Genomic DNA, 18,292 nt, shown 5'->3' on the forward strand with positions numbered 1-18,292 from the left:
GAGACGTCATTGGACCAGCTGCCAGCTGCCGTTGACGATCTGCGTCATCACGCGCGAACGCTCGTCGAGACCGAGGTGATCGGTGTCCGACATGTTGTAGACGCCATTCGGGCCGGCGACGTCCTTCGTGGTCTCGATCGCGTCCCTCAACGCGATCCGGAACGCTTCGGTCCCGGGCTGCGCCTTCTCGGCTGCGGCCGCGATGGCCTTGTCGAGAATGAGCTGCGCATCCCAAACGTAGGCTCCGAAGGTCGAGCGGGCCCCCGCTCCGGGGATCGCCTCATAACGACGCACGAAATCGAGCCCGGCCGCCTTGGCCGGATGACCGTCCGGCAACTGCTCGGCGACCAGGACCGGTCCCGCCGGTACGAACGTCCCTTCCAGCGCCTTCCCGCCGACGCGCAGGAAGTCGTTATTGGCTACACCATGTGTCTGGTAGATGACGCCCTTGTAACCACGCTCAGCGAGCGTGGTCTGCGGCAGCGCCGCCGGCGTGCCAGATGCCGCAATGAAGACCGCGTCTGGATTTTGCGACACGATCTTCAAGATCTGTCCGATCACGCTGCTGTCGGTTCGCTGGTAGCGCTCCGAGCCGACGACCTTGATCCCGGCCGCCTCGACCAGCGCGGTCATGACCTTGATAAAGCCTTCGCCATAGGCATCGTTGAAGCCGATCATGGCCAGGGACTTGATTTTTCGGCGTTTCATGTGATCGAGCACGATCGAGGCCATCTGCGCATCGCTCTGCGGGGTCTTGAACACCCAGCGCCGCCGATCGACCGGCGGCTCGACGATCAGTGCCGATCCGGCCAGGCTGATCATCGGCGTCTTGGTGTCGGCAACAATGTCCAAGAGCGCCAGCGAGTTCGGTGTCAGGCTTGGGCCGACAATGGCGTCGACGCGGTCCTCCGTCGTCAACTTTCGTGCAGCCGTTACCGAGGTCGACGTATCTGAGGCATCGTCCATCAGGATGTAGCGGACGTCCTGTCCGCCAAGCTTCTGCGGCAGAATGCTCACCGTCCGCTGCTGCGTCACCCCGACCGAAGCCGCGGGTCCGGTGGCGGACACAATGATTCCGATCCTGACCTCGGCCAGCGCTGGCGCGACCCATGATGCGACCGCGACAAGTGCAATGATCAGCTTGTTCACTTCGATCTCCTCGAACGTTGTTTCCTCTTCCGACCAGGCCGACTTCTTTTCTTGTCGTCCCGCCTTCCCCCGTCGCGCGGCCTCGTCGCGGGGGCGCCGAGATCGCATCGCAAGCGGCAGGCTCGTGACCCAGATGCGGTGTCCGGCCCGGTCCGCTCTCGCTGACGGCTCCGCCGGCTCGTTGTTGCTCTTTACTTAGACCAAACGTTCGGACTAAGAAAGAAAAAAATTTTGCCGCGTTGTATTTTCCCGAGAACGCACGGCAGCCAGGGTTGAAGGCACAGGAGGAACCCGGGATGCTCCACCCAGACATCGAAAGTCTCGACTATCCAGCCATCTGCCGCCTGCAGAACGAGCGGCTGACGAAGCTCGGTCAGCGCCTCAGCGAGCGGCCCGACTGGGTTGCCCATTTTGCCGCGGCAGGAATGAAGCCGTCGGACCTCACAGCAGAGGACGGGCTCGCGCACGCCCCATTCCTCGACAAGTCTGCGCTGCACAGCCGCTATCCGTTTCCGTTCCTCGCCGCACCGATGCAATCGGTCGGGCGCTTCATGGCGACGTCCGTAACCACCGGCCTGCCGGTCCTGTTCGGCATGACAGAGCACGACTATGGCGAACTCCTGCCCTATCAGATGGCGAGAGTCCTTACCGCGGCGGGCGTGCAGCGAGGTCAGCGCGCCTACCAGGGCTATGGTTATGGCGTTTGGATCGGGGGTCCCGCGCTCGACGTCGGTTTCGCAGCGCTCGACTGCACGACCTTCCCGATCGGCCCCGGTCGCGGCGAGTTGGTCGTGAAGTGGCTGCGCGACCACAGCTACGACGTCGCCTCCATGTCGCCACAATAGCTGATGTCGCTCGTCACCATCGCCAGGCAGATGGGCACCGATCCCAAGACGGAATAGACGATCAGGCTGGCCATTCTCGGTGGTCAATCGGTGTCCGCCGAGTTTCGCAAGCAGTTGGAAGCGGAGATGCCGGACGGATTCGTGAGCCAGAACATTTACGGGACCACCGAGGCCGGCGGGCCGGTGCCCGCGATTTCCACGCCACACACTCATGACGATGACGAACTGCAGCTTGTCAACGAGGACACGATCATCACCGAAATCCTTGACCCGGTGACGCTGAAGCCCGTTTCTCCCGGCGAAGTCGGCGAGATCGTCGTCACGACGCTGTGCCGCGAAGCCTCGCCGGTCGTCCGCTGGCGCACGCGCGACCTGGTGCGACTGTCGCCCTCACCCTTCGACTGCCGCTCGGGACGCAGGGCATGCGCAAGATCGGACGCATCATCGGCCGTAGCGACGACATGCTCAAGGTCAAGGTCGTCATCGTGTTTCCCTCTCAGATCGAGGACATCATCGCTGCGACGAAAGGAACGGTGAAAGAGGCCTGGCAGATCTACGTCGACAAGGAGCGCACCACGATCGGCACGATGTGCATCGCGGTCGAGGCCGAACGCAGCTCGGATCGTCCCACTGAGCAGATCGTCTCGGATATCAAGCGCGAGGTGCGGGCACGTCTTGGCATGAGCGTCGAGGTCGAGTGTCTCCAGGAAGGGACGCTGCCGCGCTATGAGGCCAAGGCGACGCCGGTGCTTCATCGCGCCGAGCGAACCTGAAATGAAGGCCCGGCCCTTCAAATATATTCTGAATGTCGAAGACATGCGCCTGGAAGCACGTCGGCGGCTGCCACGGGCGATTTTTCGACTTTGTCGACGGTGCCGCGGAGGGTGAAGTCTCTCGCCGCCGCAACCGCGCCCAATTCGACGAATGGGGCTTCGATCAGCGGGTGCTCAACGACGTCGGCGCGACCTGTCCATCAGCCTTTTCGGCAAGCGCTATGCGGCCCCGTTCGGAATCGGGCCGACCGGCCTTGCCGGCCTCGCCTGGCCCAAAGCCGAGAGCCTGCTCGCCAGGGCCGCCGCGGCGGCTGGGATTCCTTTCTGCCTCAGCACCGTCTCGAGCGTGCGTCTCGAGGAGGTTGCTGAAGCGTCTGGCGCGGGCAACTGGTTCCAGCTCTATGTCTTCCGCAACCGCAATCTGTCGCGGAGCATCCTCGAACGTGCCCGTGCGGCCGGTTATGCGGTGCTCGTAATCACCGTCGACTGCGCCACAGGCGGAACCCGCGAGCGTGACCCGCGCAACGACTTCATACTGCCGCTGCGGCTCACGCGCCTAAATCTCGCGGATACCGCCTTGCATCCCGGATGGCTGATGCGCATGGCCAGGACTGGCGCACCGAAGGCTGCGAACATGATCGAGGCCGCAGCCGGGTCCGCGACGAGCGCGCAAGGCCTCGTCGCCTTCATGAATGCGCAGCTCGATCCGTCGGTGACCTGGAGAGATGTGCAAGAGTTCATTGCGCTCTGGAACGGCCCGGTGATCGTCAAGGGCGTGCTCAGCGTTCGCGATGCGGTGCATGCCGCTGAACTCGGAGCGGCGGGCGTCGTCTTGTCAAACCACGGCGGGCGGCAGCTCGACGGCGCCGTGTCACCGCTCACTGTCCTCCCCGAGATTCGACACGCGGTTGGCAACAAGGTGACAATCCTATGCGACAGTGGCTTCCGGCGAGGCACCGATGTCATCAAGGCACGTGCGCTCGGAGCCGACGCGGTTCTGATGGGACGCAAATACACTTTACGGCGCAGGTGCCGCCGGTGCACCCGGCATTGCCCATGTGATTTCGATTCTGAGGACCGAGCTTGAACGTGCCATGACCTTGCTTGGCACCGCTCGCATTGTCGAAATCTCGCGCGAGCATGTACGCTATGTTGGCGCAGTGCCGCACGAATCAGCCAGGAATTCGTGCCGCGCCCAGTCGACCATCGACATGGGGTGATCGACGCACGCCAACCGTAATTGAAAAGCCGATCCCTGGCCTCTATAGTTCGACCGTTCGAACAATTTTTCCAGGATAGCTTGTGACAAGACCTCGTTCCCCGGACTACGACAACATCCAGGCATCGATCATCAAGCAGGCCGCCTCGCTGTTTGCGAGCCGCGGCTACGCGGCGACCTCGATCGGTGACATTGCGGCCGCGTGCGACTGCTCGAAATCACGCCTCTACCACTACTTCGAGTCGAAAGAGGCGATCCTTGTGTTCATGTTGACCGAGCACGTCGACAAGCTCCTGGCGGGTTGCGACGACATCCTTTCTGGGCGCGAGGAGGAGATTGCCCGCTTTCGCAAGCTGATCAGGTTCTTCCTGCAAGTCTATTCTGTCTCGCGCGACAAACATGTCGTGATGCTCACCTGCATGGAGTTCCTGCCCAACAACATAAGACGGGACGTCGTCAAGAAGCAGCGCCAGTTGATTTCAGTCGTCACCGACATGCTGGCGAAGATCCGGCCCGACCGCGCCAAGGATGAGGGGAGCGCGCATGTCGACGCAATGCTGTTCTTCGGCATGATCAACTGGACGTACACTTGGTTCCGCCCGGACGGACGGATCGTGCCGACGGATCTCGCGGACCGCTGCGTCAGCATCTTCCTGGATGGTTACAAGCACTCGAAGGTGTTCTGATCGGCTAAGGGCCTGAGGAGGCGCGCTCACATGAGCAAGCTGCGCGGGTCGAACGCGCGGTCCGCAAGTGTTGACGGATCGACGTTGAGGCCTTGCGCCAACAGCTTCCTCGCGGTCATGAAGGTGCGGGCGTCGTTGACGGAATCAACAGCGACAAGGCGGCCCTCCCGGTAATACCAGTTCGACACGCCACGATCCGTGTCTCGCGCGACGACCATGGTATAGCCGCGGCTCCAACCGGCGATCTGCAGCTTGGCGTCATACTGGTCGGACCAGAACCAGGGCACTGGGGAGTAAGGCGCGGCCGCGCCTAGCATGTCATCGGCGACCGCCTCCGCCTGATCGATCGCGTTTTGCACGCTCTCGAGACGGGTCAGTTCACCGTGGAGGGGAAAGCGCGCGCAATCGCCCGCTGCCCACACATCCGCAGCCGAGGTGCGACCATGCTCGTCCACCAGGATACCGTCCTTGGTTTCGATCCCTACGTGCTCGGCCAGCTCCGTGTTGGGGACCACGCCAATGCCGACCAGCACCAGATCGGTTTCCATGCGCTCGCCTGAGGTCAACTCCGCTTCGCACACGGCGCGATCACCATGGACTCCGACAACCCCACATCCCTCGACGATGCGGACGCCGTGGGTTTTATGAAGCCGGCGAAAATATCCCGACGTCGCCGGGCAGACGGCACGCTCCAGGATCCGAGCGGCACTTTCGATCACGGTGACGCGAAGCCCCGCCTCCGCGGCGACCGCGGCTGTTTCCAACCCGACGAATCCACCACCGATCACCAGCAATTTGCTGCCGGTCCGGAAGTGGCGCCGCATGTGCTCGGCATCACGCAGCGACCGAAGCTCACAGACATTTCCGAAGTTCTGGAGCCATGATGGCAAGCGCCGCGGCGACGCGCCGGTGGTCAATGCGAGCTTCGTCCAGCCGATGGTCTCATCACCCCACGCAAGTGTCTTTCGCGCAAGGTCCAGCGACGACACCGGATGGCCGGCGCAGATGTCGACCCCATTGTTGTCCCAATAGGAGGCCGGGCGGAGCAGCAGCCGCTCCTTCTCCCACTCGCCGCTGAGATACTTTTTTGATAGGGGCGGGCGCTGATAGGGAGCCCAGGGCTCCTCGCCGTAAATCGTAATCCTGGCGCGAAACCCCTGCGTGCGAAGCCGGATGGCCAGGGCCGCGCCGGCTTGCCCTGCGCCCACCACCGCGACATGCTCCTCCATTGTCCACGCCCGTATTTATTGACCGAACGTTCGGACTATGTATTAATTCAATGCGTTTTGCAAGCCGATGGGTCGCATGGACAACACGCAGGATGATCTGGGCGTAGTGCGACGTCGTATCGCCGCCGCCATTGAATCGTGGAGCCGGGCGAGCTCGCTGGCCGAAATCCGAAAAAGCTTCGAGGCGCTCTTTGCTGACGGCCACGACACCCGGATTGAGACGTTTAAGATCGGACCGATGACGGCTGCATGGATCGCACCGCGCGAAAGCTCAATGCACCGTGTCGTGCTGTTCTGCCATGGCGGCGGCTTCCAGGTGGGATCGATCCGCTCCCACTTTAGCCTGATGTTGCGTATTGCGCGCGCGAGCGCCGCGCGCGTCCTGGGCTTCAATTACCGTCTCGCACCGGAGCACAGATGTCCGGCGGCGGCCGACGATGCTCTCACGGCCTATCTTTGGCTGCTCAACCAGGGCATGCCGTCGTCACGCATCGTCGTGGCTGGCGATTCCGCCGGCGCCGCGCTCGCCATGGCCGTCGCGCTCGGCGCCCGTGATTGCGGCCTGCCGCTTCCGTCTGGTCTCGCCCTAATCTCGCCATGGCTTGATCTCTCGATGCGCGGCAACAGCTACGCGAGCCGTGCTGCGCTCGACATCTTTTCGAAGCCGGCGCAACTCGCCGCCATGGCCCGCACCTATCTCGGCCGCAACGGCAACGCATCGGACCCGTCGGCCTCGCCCATCGAGGCCGATCTTGCTGGCCTGCCTCCGATCCTGGTCCATGCCAACGACCACGACATCACGCTCGACGATGCCTTTCTGCTGGCGGCACGGGCACGGCAGAGCGGCGTCGACGTGCAGGTTCGCGTGTGGGACGGCATGTTCCATCACTTCCAGATGTTCGCCGAGCTGCCACAGAGCCGCGAATCGCTGGCCGAGCTTGGCCATTTCATCGCCGAACGCACCGGCGGCGGGGGCTGACGCTCAGCCGGCGACGGCGGCGCGCTCGCGACGCTTGGCCCGTCAGGAGGCGCCACACCCCATGCCGCCCGAGACGCCCAGCACCTCTCCGGTCACGAACGACGCCGATGGCGAGGCAAAGAAGGACACCGCCGCCGCCACCTCCTCCGGCTCGCCGAGGCGCTTCACCAGGGTCAGGCCTTCCATGTCGCTTCGCAGCTTATCGCCGAACTGCGCGATCGCCTTCTCGACCAATGGGGTACGGATCGGCCCCGGCAGCACCGCGTTCACTGTGATGCGTATCTCGCATTCTCCCTTGCGATCGATCGGGTAAAACCGATCACGCCAGCCTTGGCGGCCGCATACACCGCGCCCCCTTTGACCCAAGGCGCCCTGCTTCCGATGCGACGTTGACGATGCGGCCATATCCTGTCCGCTGCATCGCAGGCAGTACGCCAAGCGTGAATGCGAACGTCGTCTCCAGATTGACCGCGAGCAGGCCACGCCAACTCTTGGTCTCCATCCGGGTGAAAAAGGCGTGCTGATCGACGCCAACATTGTTGACCAGCACCTCGAACGGGCCGCTGCTCGCGACGAAGCCCGCAACGGCGATGCTATCCGTCGCGTCGATAACCTCGAAAGCAGCACCGATTTCGGCGGCAAGCGCCTCAGCGTTTTCCGCATCAAGATCGCACAACGTCACCTCGAAGCCGTCGGCGGCGAGGCGACGGCAGATGGCGGCGCCGATTCCGTTCGCACCGCCGGTCACCAGCGCCCGCTGCAACTTTCCCGGCGCCATCTTCGGTCAGTCTCCGGTGAAGACAGGCGCCCGCTTCTCGAGCACGGCCGCCAGCCCCTCGCGCGCATCCGCGGTCGCGGACAGCTCCGCTACCGTGCGCGCTTCCTCAGGCAGGCAGGACTCGACGCTGAGTCCAATCCCGCTCCAGAGCAAGCGCTTCGCAGCCGCCGTCGCCCTGCGCGCGTTACTGGCAAGTTTCAGCGCGTGGTGCCGCGCGTCCCTTACGAGGTCCTCGTCTGGAACGACGCTGTTGATCAGGCCGATCGCAAGCGCCTCCTCTGCCCCAACCACGCGGTTGGTCAGGACGATCTCCGCGGCGCGGCGAAAGCCGACGAGGCGCGGTAGAATGACCGACGCGCCACCATCGGGCGTCATTCCAACCCGGGTGGCGCCTGCCATGAACCTGGCCGACTTCGCCGCCACCACGATATCTGACGCGCAGATGAGGCCGAGGCCGCCGCCACCAGCCGCATAGCCTTGAACTTCGCTGACGACCACGGCGTTCAGGCGGATCAGCGCGCCCACGGCTATCTGCAGATAGGCCGTCACCGTGCGAAGGAAGTCGCCCAGCGCCTCCTCCTTGGACGCGAATTCACGGACATCGCCACCGGAGCAGAAGTTCGGCCCGGCGCCGCGCAGATGCACGACGCGCACGCGCGGATCACCATGGCAGCGCATCACGGCCTCATGAATCGCGCGCATCATGGCGATGTTCATTCCGTTCGACGACTCCGGCCGGTTCAACGTCAGGGTCGCGATATGATCCGCGTAGTCCAGAAGGACCGTCCCGTCCGCGATCCAGCTTTCGTGATCCAAAGCTCTGTTAGGCTGAGATGTCATGTTTACCTCCCCTTGCTGGTCACGGCGCTCAGATGAGGAAGGACAGGGTGAAGATCGGCTTGTGATTGTTCACGAGGCCGACCTTCTTGCGGACCAGCTTGAAGCCGCCGTCGACGATCCGTAGGCGGTATTCGTTGCGTGCCGCCCAAAGGGTTTCGCCGCGCAGATTGTCTTCGAAAATGAAGGCGTTCGCCCGCACATTGATCTCGTCGTCAACCTGGTCGACGAGTTCCACATTCGAGATGATCCGGGCAAGCTCCGATCTCGGCGTCTGGGTGTGGCGCCGTCCCGTCTTCAACTGATCGATGCGCACGCCGATGCGCGAGCGGTTATCGTAGATGATCGACATCTGCCGCTCCGGATCGGTGTCGGATCCGTTGGCCGGCACCCAGTATGTCGCATCGTCAGCCCATAGCGCTTCCCACTCGTCATAGGCATGGGTGTCCTGAAGACGGGCTTCGAGGAACAGGAACTGCTCGACGCGCCGCAGGAGGTCGGCTTGCTCCGCTTCCGGGCGCAATGTCGTCTGGGATGCAAATCGCTCCATTTCAGCCTCGCGAGGTCATCAGTTCGGCGTAGTGACGCCAGATTCCACGCTGCGGCACCTCGTCGGTCGAATGGCCGACCAGATAGCCGTTGTTGTCCCGATGCTCGCGGTGAAGCCCGCGTGTCAGCGTGACCCATTCCGGGTCATTGATCACCGCGCCGCGGTGGTTGCGCTCGTACATCTCGGTGTCGTCGGCCAGCAACAATCCAGCCGGGCCGACCGATCCCATGGTCTGCTGGCGCAGTCGCCGGTTGAGCTCGGGTGCTCCCTTGAACTGCAGTGCCGTGACGTGCTGGATCGTCTCGTCGACGGCGATCGGCTGGAGCACGAACAGCTGGATCTCGGCGATGAAGAGGTTGGGAAAGATCATCAGGTGCGGCGTCCCGTCGATCATGATCTTGCGCGCCCGTTCGGCGCCGTACGCCTGCTCCATCGCATGCACATAGTCGGGAAAGCGCGCCTCATTGGTGCCGAACCATTCGAGAGGCTTGCCGATCCGGCGCCACTCCGGCCGCAGGTCGAATTCGGTATGACCGTTGCCGAAATCACGCGTCAATGCGGTGGATTGCGGGCCGTAGAGCTTGCCGATGCCGCTGTCGGTCACCTGAAATACCGACCCGTGAACGAAAGCCGGATGGTAGCCATCCGTTTCGTTTTCAAGCATGAACTTCCAGTTCGCCTTGGTGCGATGCTGAAGGAAGCCCGCCGTCAACTCGAGCTCACCCTCGGGCGAGTTCTCGAGCAGCTGATCAATTGAGGCCTTCGCTCCGCCAAGATGTTTTTCGAGCGACGGCCCCTCGCTTGCGAAAGATCCGAACACGAAACCCCTGTAGATGCCAACACGGGGCACTTTGCCTAGCGAGAACTTGCTCTTGTCGGCATTCTCATAACCATCGGCATAAGCGTAACCGATGAGATCGCCTGTGTTGGAGAATGTCCAGGAATGATAGGGGCATGTGAACGTGCCGCGGTTGCCCTCCCGATAAGCACAGAGCTGGTTTCCGCGATGCGGACACTTGTTCAGGAGCAGGCTGATCTTGCCATCACGATCATGGACCATCAGCACCGGCGTCGGACCGATGGATTTGGTCACATAGTCGTTCTTGTTCGGGACTTCGCTCGCGTGGCCGACATATACCCAGGACTTGTGCCAGATCCGCTCCAGCTCCTGCTCGAAGATCCGGGGGTCATGGTACACCACGCTGCGGACCCGGGTCGGCTCAATCAACGTTCGGTAGTCCGGATCACGTGGCTGATCAGTCATGCATTCTACCTTGAGGATGTCAGAATCTTACTTAGAACGATCGTTCGGACTATTAATAACATCGAACAAGGTGCGGCTGTCAAGCGCCAAGATCTGCCGCCGATCGACAAGTCCGTCATGGATGAGATAGCCGTTCCAGATCGGGTGGCAGCAATCCAAAATGTCCCGCGGTTGCTGGCGGAGCGGTGCGGCTCCAGCGCTGATCAGATTCTCAACTTGCGAACGCGGACAGCCCCGTTCTATGCGGCAGCTCTAGCGAGAAACGATATGGCCGATCCGGAATTCGTCACATTTATCATTCGCATTCAGGACGAGTTTCTAAGCGCGCTGCGACGACGCGATCCCGTCGCTGCGGCGGAAACTCGCAAAGTGGATCTCTATACGTTCCAATGCTATATCTACCGACTGCTGTCGCTCACCGAATAGCAGCAATAACCTACGATTCGCTCACGGCGTTTGCAGCTCATGCATCTGATGGCGCAGCATGTTCTTGACGGGGTCGCGCGCAGAACAAGACTCACTGCACCAGATTTCATCTTCCGAGAGTGTGTCCGTTTTATTCCCTATCATATCCAATTCCACGATCGGCGCATAAGCGCCCTGCTTTCTCTCACCAGTGCGCAGCATCTTGTCGGGATGAAGCGCGCAAGGACGATAGAAATTCATAGTCGTGGACCAAGGTTCGCAGCCTCCGCGCAAATCGATCCTGCTCTGATCAAGTTTGCTGAAGCCCTTGCAATTGCCGACGCAAGACGCGATCATCTCTTCGAGAGCGAGCGTCTGATGAAGAATCATCTCGATGCCGCTGGCGACAAGCGCATCAGCAGTGGTATTCGAGATGAAACCCGCAGCGATCTATGCTCGGTTCTCGACCGAGCTTCAAAACGAAAAATCGACTGACGATCAGATTGCCCTGTGTCGCGCTTATGCGGCTCGTCATCAACTCGATGTCGTTGCGACTTTTGAAGACAAGGCACGTTCTGGAGCCTCGGTATTCGGCCGCGACGGCTTGATGCAGCTTATGGACGCTGCGCGTCAGCATCGTTTCAAAGTTGTGATCGTAGAGGCATTGGACCGACTCTCACGCGACATGGAAGATCTGGCCGGCATCCACAAAAGGTTGTCTTTCCAGGGGATCGAGATCCAGGCCGTCCACGATGGCACTGCCGACTCAATCTTGATTGGCATCCGCGGCCTCGTCGGACAGATGCAGCGCGAGGACGGCGCGAAGAAGGTCCGCCGCGGCATGGCCGGCGTGATACGCGATGGCCGACATGCGGGAGGGCGTGCCTACGGATATCGAACGGTACCCGGCAAACCCGGCGAGCTCGAAATCGTCGAAGGTGAAGCTACGATCGTTCGGCGGATTTTTACAGCATACGCAGCGGGACGGGCACCCCGAGAGATCGCGCAGGATCTCAATCGGGAAAATATCCATCCACCGCGAGGTCGGCGATGGAATGCGTCGACGATCAACGGCAATGCCAAGCGCGGGACGGGGCTCATCTTCAATGAGCTCTATGCTGGCCGTATTGTCTGGAACAAGGTCCGGATGGTGAAGGATCCCGATACCGGAAAACGACTGTCTCGCCCAAACCCTCGCGAGGAGTGGCAGAGTATTGATGTGCCCCAACTGCGGATTGTCGAACAATCCGTTTGGGAGCAGGCGCACGCTTTGAAAACTGAGAAGGGTCATTTGGCCAGCCACATGAAGCGACGGGCGCCGCATCTCTTGTCTGGTCTTCTTCGGTGCGGTTGTTGCGGATCTGGCATGTCAGTTCACGACCGCGACAAGACCGGAAAGACCAGGATTCGTTGCTCAGCTGTGCGCGAGAGTGGCAGTTGTTCGAATCGCAGGATCATCTACCTGCGCGATGTCGAAAGACTTGTGCTCAGCGGGATGGTCGAGGAGTTGAAGGACCCACGGCTGATCGAGACTTATGTCCGCAACTACAATAGTGAGCGAGAGCGGCTTGCGGGGAACGCGTCTGCGGAGCGCCTGCGGCTAGAGGCCAAACGTGATCGGATCGAAGGCGAGCGTCAGCGCAACATTGATCTCGTAATCAAGTACGTGATTTCCGAGGAAGATGCCAAGCAACGGATCGCCGAGCTGAAGCAAGAGCGGTTGCGCGTCGAGGCGGAACTGGCTGCCCTCGAGGAGGCCCCTACCCCCATCTCACTGCATCCGGCAACGCTGGACCGCTACATCGAAACCGTCAATGCGCTCGCCGACACGATAGCAAGCCACGCAAGCGCGGAGGACGACCGCGGCCCGTTGGTCGCTGACTTCAGGGCGCTTGTGCACAGCGTCATTGTCCACCCGAAAGGCCCTTGGGAAGGCTTCGAGATCGAGGTCAAGGGAAAGCTGGCGGCATTGGTCGGCGGACGGGTCTTTCCGGAGGCCCACCACAATAGTGGGGGATACATGGTAGCGGGGGAGGGACTCGAACCCCCGACCCCAGGATTATGATTCCCGTGCTCTAACCAGCTGAGCTACCCCGCCATGGGCTCGCCATCGGCGGCTGGTGAGCCGCGGGTGCGAACGCGCGGCATATAAAGAGTGGCATGCGCGCCTGTCAAGCAAACCCGGACGGGGCAGCAACTTATTGCAGGCAGAGGCTATTTCGGCCTCACCGATGGGTCGCCGCCGGGGCTGCCGGGCGGCGGAATCACCGGCGTGTTGCCGCCTTGCGGGGTCGGCGCACGCATTTCGGGATCGACCCCGGGCGGCGGGCACAACACCCCGTCGGATTTGGCGAGCTTGTCGCCCAGCGGCTGGCTGCTCTGCCCGGTGGTGGTTCCCTCGGGAGCCGGCGCGCCGGGATGCGACGGCAGCTGTTGCGGCGCGCAATTCGCGGCGGCGCGCTGCGGCGCCGGCGGCGCGGTCTGTGCCGGCGGCGTCGCTGATGTCGGCGGCGCCTGCGCCGCGGCAACAGCGGGTGCTAGCATCAGCACACAGGATAAAGCGAGTGTTCGATTGATCCTCATGACGAGAAAACCGTGACGGTGCGCCGATGTTCCCGGTCAAAATCGCCGCAACCTCACGATTTGCGGAAGCGGATCAGCGAGAAATGCCCCATCGGCGGCATCGGCCGGCGCTCCGCAAGGCTGACCCCGCCATGCTTCGCCGCCCAATTGGTCAGCCGCTCCCACGGAAACTCCGGACGCCAGCCGAGCCGCCGTGCCAGCGGCGCGAAGGCAAGCTCGAAGACGCGGCGGGGGCCGCTCTCGGCGCCGATGTGATTGACCAGGATCAGCTCGCCGCCGGGCTTCAGCACGCGGATGAAATCGTCGAGCGTCGCCTCGGGATCCGGCACCGCGGTGATGACATATTGCGCGACCACCGCGTCGAAGAACGCATCCGGAAATGCGAGATTCTTGGCGTCCATCACCGCCAGCGCCTCGACATTGCTGAGGCCCTGCGTGCGCACGCGCTTGAGCGCCCGCCGCAGCATCGGCTCGGAAATATCGACGCCGCATAGTTTTGTGGTGCGCTTGTATTCCGACAGCGACAGCCCGGTGCCGACGCCGACGTCGAGCACGCGTCCGCCGATCCGGTCGGCTTCCGCGATCGTCGACTGACGGCCCTGATCGAACACCTTGCCGAACACCAGATCGTAGATCGGTGCCCAGCGGCCATACGCCTTTTCGACCCCTTCGCGGTCGATGTCCCCAGCCATTCCCCTGCCCCGACGTTACTCTTGTTTGCGCATGATCGTCGCGGAAAACCGGTCCCCACTTTTCCGGATCATGCGCTATCCGCGAACCGCTTCCGCAAGCGGCGCCAACGCGTCCTGCGTCGCGGTCCGCATTGCGCGGCTGGCGCTTGCACTCCTGATGAAGCCGCCGCCGAGCACACGCGCCTGCCCGGAGGCCGCGTCGTAGAACACGCAGGCCTGGCCGGGCGACACGCCCTCCTCGCCGGCGACGAGCTCGACCTCATAGCCGCCATCGACGGCACGCAACCACGCCGGCTGCGGCGCGCGCGTCGAACGCACGCGGACATAGATCTCGATGCCCTCGCCGATCACGCGATCCAGCGCGCCGTCGCCGATCCAGTTGACGTCGCGCAGCGCGATGCGATCCATCCGCAGCGCCTCGCGCGGCCCGACCACGACACGGCGCGTCGCCGCATCGAGCTTGACCACATAGAGCGGGCTGCCGGAGGCAATGCCGAGCCCCTTGCGCTGGCCGACGGTGAAATGAACGATGCCCTGGTGCTGGCCGATCACATGACCGTCGAGATCGACGATGTCGCCCGGCGCGATCGCATTCGGCTTCAGCCGTCCGATGATGTCGGTGTAGCGGCCGCTCGGCACGAAGCAGATGTCCTGGCTGTCCTGCTTGTCGGCGACCTCGAGATCGAAGCGGCGCGCCAGCTCGCGGGTCTGCGGCTTGGTCATGTCGCCGAGCGGGAAGCGCAGGAAGTCGAGCTGCTCGCGCGTGGTCGCGAACAGGAAATAGCTCTGGTCGCGATCGGCATCCGCGGCACAGACCAGCGAGCGCGATCCGTCGGCAAGCCGCCGCGAGGCGACATAGTGACCGGTGGCGAGCGCCTGCGCGCCGAGCTCGCGCGCGGTCGCGAGCAGATCGCGAAACTTGACCGAACGGTTGCACTCGATGCACGGCACCGGCGTCTCGCCGAGCGCGTAGCTGTCGGCGAAATTGTCGATCACCGATTGCTTGAAGCGGCTTTCGTAGTCGAGCACGTAATGCGGGATGCCGATCCGCTCGGCGACATTGCGCGCGTCGTGGATGTCGCGGCCGGCGCAGCAGGCGCCCTTGCGATGGGTCGCGGCGCCATGGTCGTAGAGCTGCAGCGTGATCCCGACCACGTCGTAACCCTGCGACTTCAACAGCGCAGCCGTCACCGACGAGTCGACGCCGCCGGACATGGCAACGACGATCCGTGTGTCTTCAGGGCGGCCTTCGAGATCCAGACTGTTGAGCATCTTTAAGCGGTCATTGGTCACTGTCGCGGCGAGCTTAGACGCTCCGCGACGATATTGGAAAAAACCTTTTGTCCAGAGAGCCTTAGAACACATCCAAGGCCGGTTCGGTCGGTTCGGACGCGTTGGAGGCCACCTTTAATATAGGCCGTATTCCGGTGAGGCAATCCGCGGAAGCCGTGCCGTGCCGCGCCTGGACGGCAAATCTTGCCGCCGGGCAAAAAGGAGACCTGCCGGGAACCCGCTCCAGCCGACCAAGACAGCCCGTAACCTTCTGAAATAACTCATTATTTATTGCCGTCCCTGGTTGGCCCACTCCTTGCTGACAAAACGCCGGAAGTCTCATTTGCGAGGGTTGGCAGTGGTCAGCGTCACGTCGGAAGCATTGGCAGGCCGGTCTTTTCAGGGCGCGACGCAGCGGTCGGCGCGGCCCGATCCCGCTTCGCAGGCGGGGAACGACGGCTTTGCCGCGCTGGTCGACAGCAACACTGCGTCCGCAAACGACAGCAGCCGCTACGACTCCCAGCCGGCGCCCTCGCGGCGGTCCGACGATCCGCCCTCGACGACCGACGCACGCCCCCGCGACACCAGCACGGGCCCCGACAGGACGTCGCGGGATTCCGGCAGTTCGCGCGACGACAACAAGGTCGACAGCGACGCGCCGTCCAAGACCAAGTCGAAATCGAAATCGGACGACTCGAAATCGAGCTCCGATGCGAACTCGACCAGTGACAAGCCGGACGCGACGCTGGCCGCTGCGCAGCAGGATCCCGGTGCGGCAACTGTGAATGCCGTGATTGCTCCTGTTGCCGCGACACCGGCGACTGCCCCGACACCGGCGGCCACCGCGCCGTCCGACCAGCCGGCCGCACCGCTCGCGATCGCGGCGGCGGCCATCGCGGCAAGCTCGGCCATCGCCGGCACTGGTGCCGCTGCCGGCACCGGCGCGCCTGCCGGCGCCGACACCGCAGCGGCGGCGGCCACCACAGCGAACGCCGACAAGGTCGCCAAGGCGGCCGGCGTCAAGACCGACGCGCAGATCATCACCACCAGCGATGCGGCAACGGCATCGGGCGCAGCGACAGCAACCGGCGATGCGACATTCGCCGCCGCGGTTGCCGCCGGAACGCCCGCCACCAAGACGACGGCGCAGGCCAAGACACAGCTCACCACGAAGGACGCGACGGCGACGATGCCGGCCGACCAGGACGGCGCCACAGCGGGCAGCGCCAACACCGCGCAGGCTGCTCCGACCAACATCGTTCCCGCCGCCGCGCAGCCGGCCGCCGTTGCCGGCAAGGCAAAGGCCGCCACCGACGGTGCCGCCGATGCCATCAAGGCCGACGCGGGCGGCGACGGCAATGCCGCGCCGACACCGGCGGTCGGCGGCCACGCCGCCGCGCAGACCCAGCTCACGACCCCCGATCCCAGCGCGCAGGCAGCGAACGCACTGCAGCCGCAACCCGCGACCACCCAGACGACGCCGTCTGCGACCGCACAATTGACCGTGACCAACGCTGCGCAAAGCGCCGCCGTGCCGCTCAGCGGGCTTGCGATGCAGATCGCCGCCTCCGCCAAGAGCGGCAAGAGTCGCTTCGAGATCCGGCTCGACCCCGCCGAGCTCGGCCGCATCGATGTCCGCATCGATGTCGATCGCAACGGCCAGGTCACCTCGCATCTCACCGTCGAACGCCCGGAAACGCTGTCGATGCTGCGCCAGGATGCCAACCAGCTGCAGCGCGCGCTCGACAATGCCGGCCTCTCGACCGGCAATGGCGGATTGCAGTTCAGCCTGCGCGACCAGTCGCAGTCGGGCCAGAACAACAATGGCCAGTCCAATCCGAACGCCCATCGTTTGATCGTCACCGAGGAGGACAGCGTTCCCGCCGCAGCGGCGGGCCGCTCCTACGGCCGTGCAACCGGCGCCCTCGGCGGCGTCGATATCAGAGTGTAAGGAGTTCACCATGGCAGTCGATGCAACCATGCCGACGCCCGTCGTCTCAGCACCGGGCACCAGCAACGGAACGAACTCTGGAAGCAGCAGCGGCAGCGGCCTGACGACCTCCTCGCAGGGCATCGCCGACAATTTCCAGACCTTCCTGACGCTGCTGACCACGCAATTGCAGAACCAGAACCCGCTCGACCCGCTCGACACCAACCAGTTCACCCAGCAGCTGGTGCAGTTCGCGGGCGTCGAGCAGCAACTGAAATCCAACGATCAGCTGAAGTCGCTGATCGAGATCGAGAAGAGCGCGCAGTCGACCCAGGCGCTGGTCTATGTCGGCAACACGGTCGCGGTCGACGGCAGCAAGACCCAGTTCGACAAATCCGCGACCTGGAATCTGGTGTCCCCGCAAGCCACCAGCGCCACCATCACGATCACCAGCGCGACCGGCCAGACCGCCTATTCCGGCAATTTCAGCCTGAAGCAGGGCAACGCCAGCTTCGTCTGGGACGGCAAGGGCAATGACGGCACGCAATGGCCGGCCGGCACCTACACGCTGACCGCCACCGGCAAGGATTCCAAGGGCAACCAGATCGCCATCTCGACCGAGGTGCAGGGCGTCGTCGACTCCGTCGACCTGACCGCCTCCCCGCCGTTGCTCTCGATCGGCGGGCAGACCTACACCACCGACAAGATCAAGCGCGTGGTGCGCGGGGCGACTGGCTCGAGCTGAGCACATTGCCACGATCCGTAGCTGCGCGTTGAGCGGGCGACCGCGCCCACCACACTCTATCGTCGTCCTGGCGAAAGCCAGGACCCATATGTGGACGGCCCCCGTGGCACAAGAGCTGTTTGGTGAGATCGGATCGCTTGCATCCATATGTCCGGCCTGTTGGGTGCGATCGAATGGATCGCTGGCCAAGATGGTTTGCGCGATGCGAGTTCCAAACAACCACGCGGCCTGTTGGCGGCCGATGGGTCCTGCGGACTGTCTCGCATCGTTGCTCGATCGATCGCTCCATCTGCTCTTGCAGCTCCGGTCGGCCGGCGAGCGAGCCCGCCGGCTAATCGATTAGGCGGCGGCTGTCA

At 63.4% G+C, this 18,292-nt stretch carries 21 protein-coding genes, 1 tRNA gene and 1 pseudogene; 12 read left to right on the top strand and 11 right to left on the bottom strand.

Annotated elements, in window-relative coordinates; translation table 11 throughout:
• Positions 1-6: 6 nt before the first annotated feature.
• Complete coding sequence (locus tag J6525_RS38935) at positions 7-1,149, bottom strand: ABC transporter substrate-binding protein (RefSeq protein WP_210189636.1); 1,143 nt, start codon at positions 1,147-1,149, stop codon at positions 7-9.
• Positions 1,150-1,445: 296 nt separating this feature from the next.
• Here J6525_RS38935 and J6525_RS38940 point away from each other — a divergent pair, with 296 nt between their 5' ends.
• The 6 genes and pseudogenes from J6525_RS38940 to J6525_RS38955 all read left to right on the top strand — a co-directional run bounded on the left by J6525_RS38940 (position 1,446) and on the right by J6525_RS38955 (position 4,672).
• Positions 1,446-1,994 (top strand): phenylacetate--CoA ligase family protein, encoded by a 549-nt coding sequence (locus tag J6525_RS38940; protein ID WP_225648612.1) that lies wholly within the window; start codon positions 1,446-1,448, stop codon positions 1,992-1,994.
• 72 nt (positions 1,995-2,066) lie between these two features.
• Positions 2,067-2,531, top strand: a complete 465-nt coding sequence (locus tag J6525_RS47675; protein ID WP_376708624.1) for a phenylacetate--CoA ligase family protein — start codon at positions 2,067-2,069, stop codon at positions 2,529-2,531.
• Positions 2,417-2,767 (top strand): phenylacetate--CoA ligase family protein, encoded by a 351-nt coding sequence (locus J6525_RS38945; RefSeq protein WP_225648613.1) that lies wholly within the window; start codon positions 2,417-2,419, stop codon positions 2,765-2,767. Before J6525_RS47675 ends, J6525_RS38945 begins: the two co-directional genes overlap by 115 nt.
• Before the next feature lie 32 nt (positions 2,768-2,799).
• Positions 2,800-3,854: pseudogene (locus J6525_RS38950) on the top strand (alpha-hydroxy acid oxidase).
• The gene (locus J6525_RS47680; RefSeq protein ID WP_376708623.1) at positions 3,826-3,987 is read left to right on the top strand and encodes a hypothetical protein; all 162 of its coding nucleotides are present in this window, start codon (positions 3,826-3,828) and stop codon (positions 3,985-3,987) included. The pseudogene J6525_RS38950 and the gene J6525_RS47680 overlap by 29 nt, the downstream one beginning before the upstream one ends.
• An 82-nt stretch (positions 3,988-4,069) precedes the next feature.
• Entirely contained in the window at positions 4,070-4,672 is a 603-nt protein-coding gene (locus J6525_RS38955) for a TetR/AcrR family transcriptional regulator (RefSeq protein WP_092089150.1), read from the top strand.
• Positions 4,673-4,698: 26 nt separating this feature from the next.
• On the opposite strand, the gene J6525_RS38960 is transcribed toward J6525_RS38955, so the two are convergent.
• Positions 4,699-5,901: an NAD(P)/FAD-dependent oxidoreductase gene (locus tag J6525_RS38960; protein ID WP_092089152.1), complete on the bottom strand. Its 1,203-nt coding sequence runs from the start codon at positions 5,899-5,901 to the stop codon at positions 4,699-4,701.
• Positions 5,902-5,977: 76 nt separating this feature from the next.
• On the opposite strand from J6525_RS38960, the gene J6525_RS38965 reads away from it, so the two are divergent.
• Positions 5,978-6,880: an alpha/beta hydrolase gene (locus tag J6525_RS38965; protein ID WP_225648614.1), complete on the top strand. Its 903-nt coding sequence runs from the start codon at positions 5,978-5,980 to the stop codon at positions 6,878-6,880.
• Between the two features lie 42 nt (positions 6,881-6,922).
• Here J6525_RS38965 and J6525_RS47340 read toward each other — a convergent pair whose 3' ends face one another.
• Genes J6525_RS47340 through J6525_RS38990 form a run of 5 tightly spaced genes read right to left on the bottom strand, consistent with a single transcriptional unit; the run spans position 6,923 to position 10,309 of the window.
• Positions 6,923-7,150: an SDR family oxidoreductase gene (locus tag J6525_RS47340; RefSeq protein WP_283809529.1), complete on the bottom strand. Its 228-nt coding sequence runs from the start codon at positions 7,148-7,150 to the stop codon at positions 6,923-6,925.
• Positions 7,151-7,199: 49 nt separating this feature from the next.
• Entirely contained in the window at positions 7,200-7,643 is a 444-nt protein-coding gene (locus J6525_RS47110; protein ID WP_283848674.1) for an SDR family NAD(P)-dependent oxidoreductase, read from the bottom strand.
• A 21-nt stretch (positions 7,644-7,664) separates the two neighbouring features.
• The gene (locus J6525_RS38980) at positions 7,665-8,474 is read right to left on the bottom strand and encodes an enoyl-CoA hydratase/isomerase family protein (RefSeq protein WP_225648617.1); all 810 of its coding nucleotides are present in this window, start codon (positions 8,472-8,474) and stop codon (positions 7,665-7,667) included.
• A 52-nt stretch (positions 8,475-8,526) separates the two neighbouring features.
• Positions 8,527-9,045, bottom strand: a complete 519-nt coding sequence (locus J6525_RS38985; protein ID WP_092089158.1) for an aromatic-ring-hydroxylating dioxygenase subunit beta — start codon at positions 9,043-9,045, stop codon at positions 8,527-8,529.
• Between the two features lies 1 nt (position 9,046).
• A complete protein-coding gene (locus J6525_RS38990; protein ID WP_092089160.1) occupies positions 9,047-10,309 on the bottom strand; it encodes an aromatic ring-hydroxylating oxygenase subunit alpha in 1,263 nt (420 codons plus the stop codon).
• A gap of 117 nt (positions 10,310-10,426) precedes the next feature.
• On the opposite strand from J6525_RS38990, the gene J6525_RS38995 reads away from it, so the two are divergent.
• The 3 genes from J6525_RS38995 to J6525_RS39005 are packed head-to-tail and all read left to right on the top strand — an operon-like array spanning position 10,427 to position 12,779.
• Positions 10,427-10,735, top strand: coding sequence for a hypothetical protein (locus J6525_RS38995; protein ID WP_225648618.1), 309 nt, complete (start codon positions 10,427-10,429; stop codon positions 10,733-10,735).
• A gap of 39 nt (positions 10,736-10,774) precedes the next feature.
• Positions 10,775-11,209 carry a hypothetical protein gene (locus J6525_RS39000; protein ID WP_143029744.1) on the top strand — a complete coding sequence of 145 codons (435 nt, stop codon included), beginning with the start codon at positions 10,775-10,777 and terminating at the stop codon, positions 11,207-11,209.
• A complete protein-coding gene (locus J6525_RS39005; RefSeq protein WP_225648624.1) occupies positions 11,148-12,779 on the top strand; it encodes a recombinase family protein in 1,632 nt (543 codons plus the stop codon). The genes J6525_RS39000 and J6525_RS39005 overlap by 62 nt, the downstream gene beginning before the upstream one ends.
• Here J6525_RS39005 and J6525_RS39010 read toward each other — a convergent pair.
• The 4 genes from J6525_RS39010 to mnmA form a co-directional block, all read right to left on the bottom strand.
• Positions 12,736-12,812, bottom strand: a tRNA-Met gene (locus tag J6525_RS39010). The genes J6525_RS39005 and J6525_RS39010 overlap by 44 nt on opposite strands.
• A 116-nt stretch (positions 12,813-12,928) precedes the next feature.
• Complete coding sequence (locus J6525_RS39015; protein ID WP_225648619.1) at positions 12,929-13,297, bottom strand: hypothetical protein; 369 nt, start codon at positions 13,295-13,297, stop codon at positions 12,929-12,931.
• Positions 13,298-13,350: 53 nt separating this feature from the next.
• Complete coding sequence (locus J6525_RS39020; RefSeq protein ID WP_028333443.1) at positions 13,351-13,989, bottom strand: class I SAM-dependent methyltransferase; 639 nt, start codon at positions 13,987-13,989, stop codon at positions 13,351-13,353.
• A 75-nt stretch (positions 13,990-14,064) separates the two neighbouring features.
• Entirely contained in the window at positions 14,065-15,261 is a 1,197-nt protein-coding gene (gene mnmA, locus J6525_RS39025) for a tRNA 2-thiouridine(34) synthase MnmA (RefSeq protein WP_225648621.1), read from the bottom strand.
• A 358-nt stretch (positions 15,262-15,619) separates the two neighbouring features.
• Between mnmA and J6525_RS39030 the strand changes: the two genes are divergently transcribed.
• Together J6525_RS39030 and J6525_RS39035 are read left to right on the top strand one after the other, a co-directional pair.
• Entirely contained in the window at positions 15,620-17,212 is a 1,593-nt protein-coding gene (locus J6525_RS39030; RefSeq protein ID WP_225648622.1) for a flagellar hook-length control protein FliK, read from the top strand.
• A gap of 10 nt (positions 17,213-17,222) precedes the next feature.
• Positions 17,223-17,936 (top strand): flagellar hook assembly protein FlgD, encoded by a 714-nt coding sequence (locus J6525_RS39035; protein ID WP_225648623.1) that lies wholly within the window; start codon positions 17,223-17,225, stop codon positions 17,934-17,936.
• The last annotated feature ends 356 nt before the right edge of the window (positions 17,937-18,292 follow it).

This window comes from Bradyrhizobium australafricanum (genome assembly GCF_020329495.1).
Lineage (GTDB): Bacteria > Pseudomonadota > Alphaproteobacteria > Rhizobiales > Xanthobacteraceae > Bradyrhizobium > Bradyrhizobium australafricanum.

What these genes read in the sequence shown, in the direction of transcription:
- J6525_RS38940 (WP_225648612.1), top strand. Translation starts at nt 1,446, where the DNA reads ATGCTCCACCCAGACATCGAAAGTCTCGACTATCCAGCCATCTGCCGC.
- J6525_RS38945 (WP_225648613.1), top strand. Translation starts at nt 2,417, where the DNA reads ATGCGCAAGATCGGACGCATCATCGGCCGTAGCGACGACATGCTCAAG.
- J6525_RS38960 (WP_092089152.1), bottom strand. Translation starts at nt 5,901, where the DNA reads ATGGAGGAGCATGTCGCGGTGGTGGGCGCAGGGCAAGCCGGCGCGGCC.
- J6525_RS38965 (WP_225648614.1), top strand. Translation starts at nt 5,978, where the DNA reads ATGGACAACACGCAGGATGATCTGGGCGTAGTGCGACGTCGTATCGCC.
- J6525_RS38985 (WP_092089158.1), bottom strand. Translation starts at nt 9,045, where the DNA reads ATGGAGCGATTTGCATCCCAGACGACATTGCGCCCGGAAGCGGAGCAA.
- J6525_RS38990 (WP_092089160.1), bottom strand. Translation starts at nt 10,309, where the DNA reads ATGACTGATCAGCCACGTGATCCGGACTACCGAACGTTGATTGAGCCG.
- J6525_RS38995 (WP_225648618.1), top strand. Translation starts at nt 10,427, where the DNA reads ATGGATGAGATAGCCGTTCCAGATCGGGTGGCAGCAATCCAAAATGTC.
- J6525_RS39000 (WP_143029744.1), top strand. Translation starts at nt 10,775, where the DNA reads ATGCATCTGATGGCGCAGCATGTTCTTGACGGGGTCGCGCGCAGAACA.
- J6525_RS39005 (WP_225648624.1), top strand. Translation starts at nt 11,148, where the DNA reads ATGAAACCCGCAGCGATCTATGCTCGGTTCTCGACCGAGCTTCAAAAC.
- J6525_RS39015 (WP_225648619.1), bottom strand. Translation starts at nt 13,297, where the DNA reads ATGAGGATCAATCGAACACTCGCTTTATCCTGTGTGCTGATGCTAGCA.
- J6525_RS39020 (WP_028333443.1), bottom strand. Translation starts at nt 13,989, where the DNA reads ATGGCTGGGGACATCGACCGCGAAGGGGTCGAAAAGGCGTATGGCCGC.
- mnmA (WP_225648621.1), bottom strand. Translation starts at nt 15,261, where the DNA reads ATGCTCAACAGTCTGGATCTCGAAGGCCGCCCTGAAGACACACGGATC.
- J6525_RS39035 (WP_225648623.1), top strand. Translation starts at nt 17,223, where the DNA reads ATGGCAGTCGATGCAACCATGCCGACGCCCGTCGTCTCAGCACCGGGC.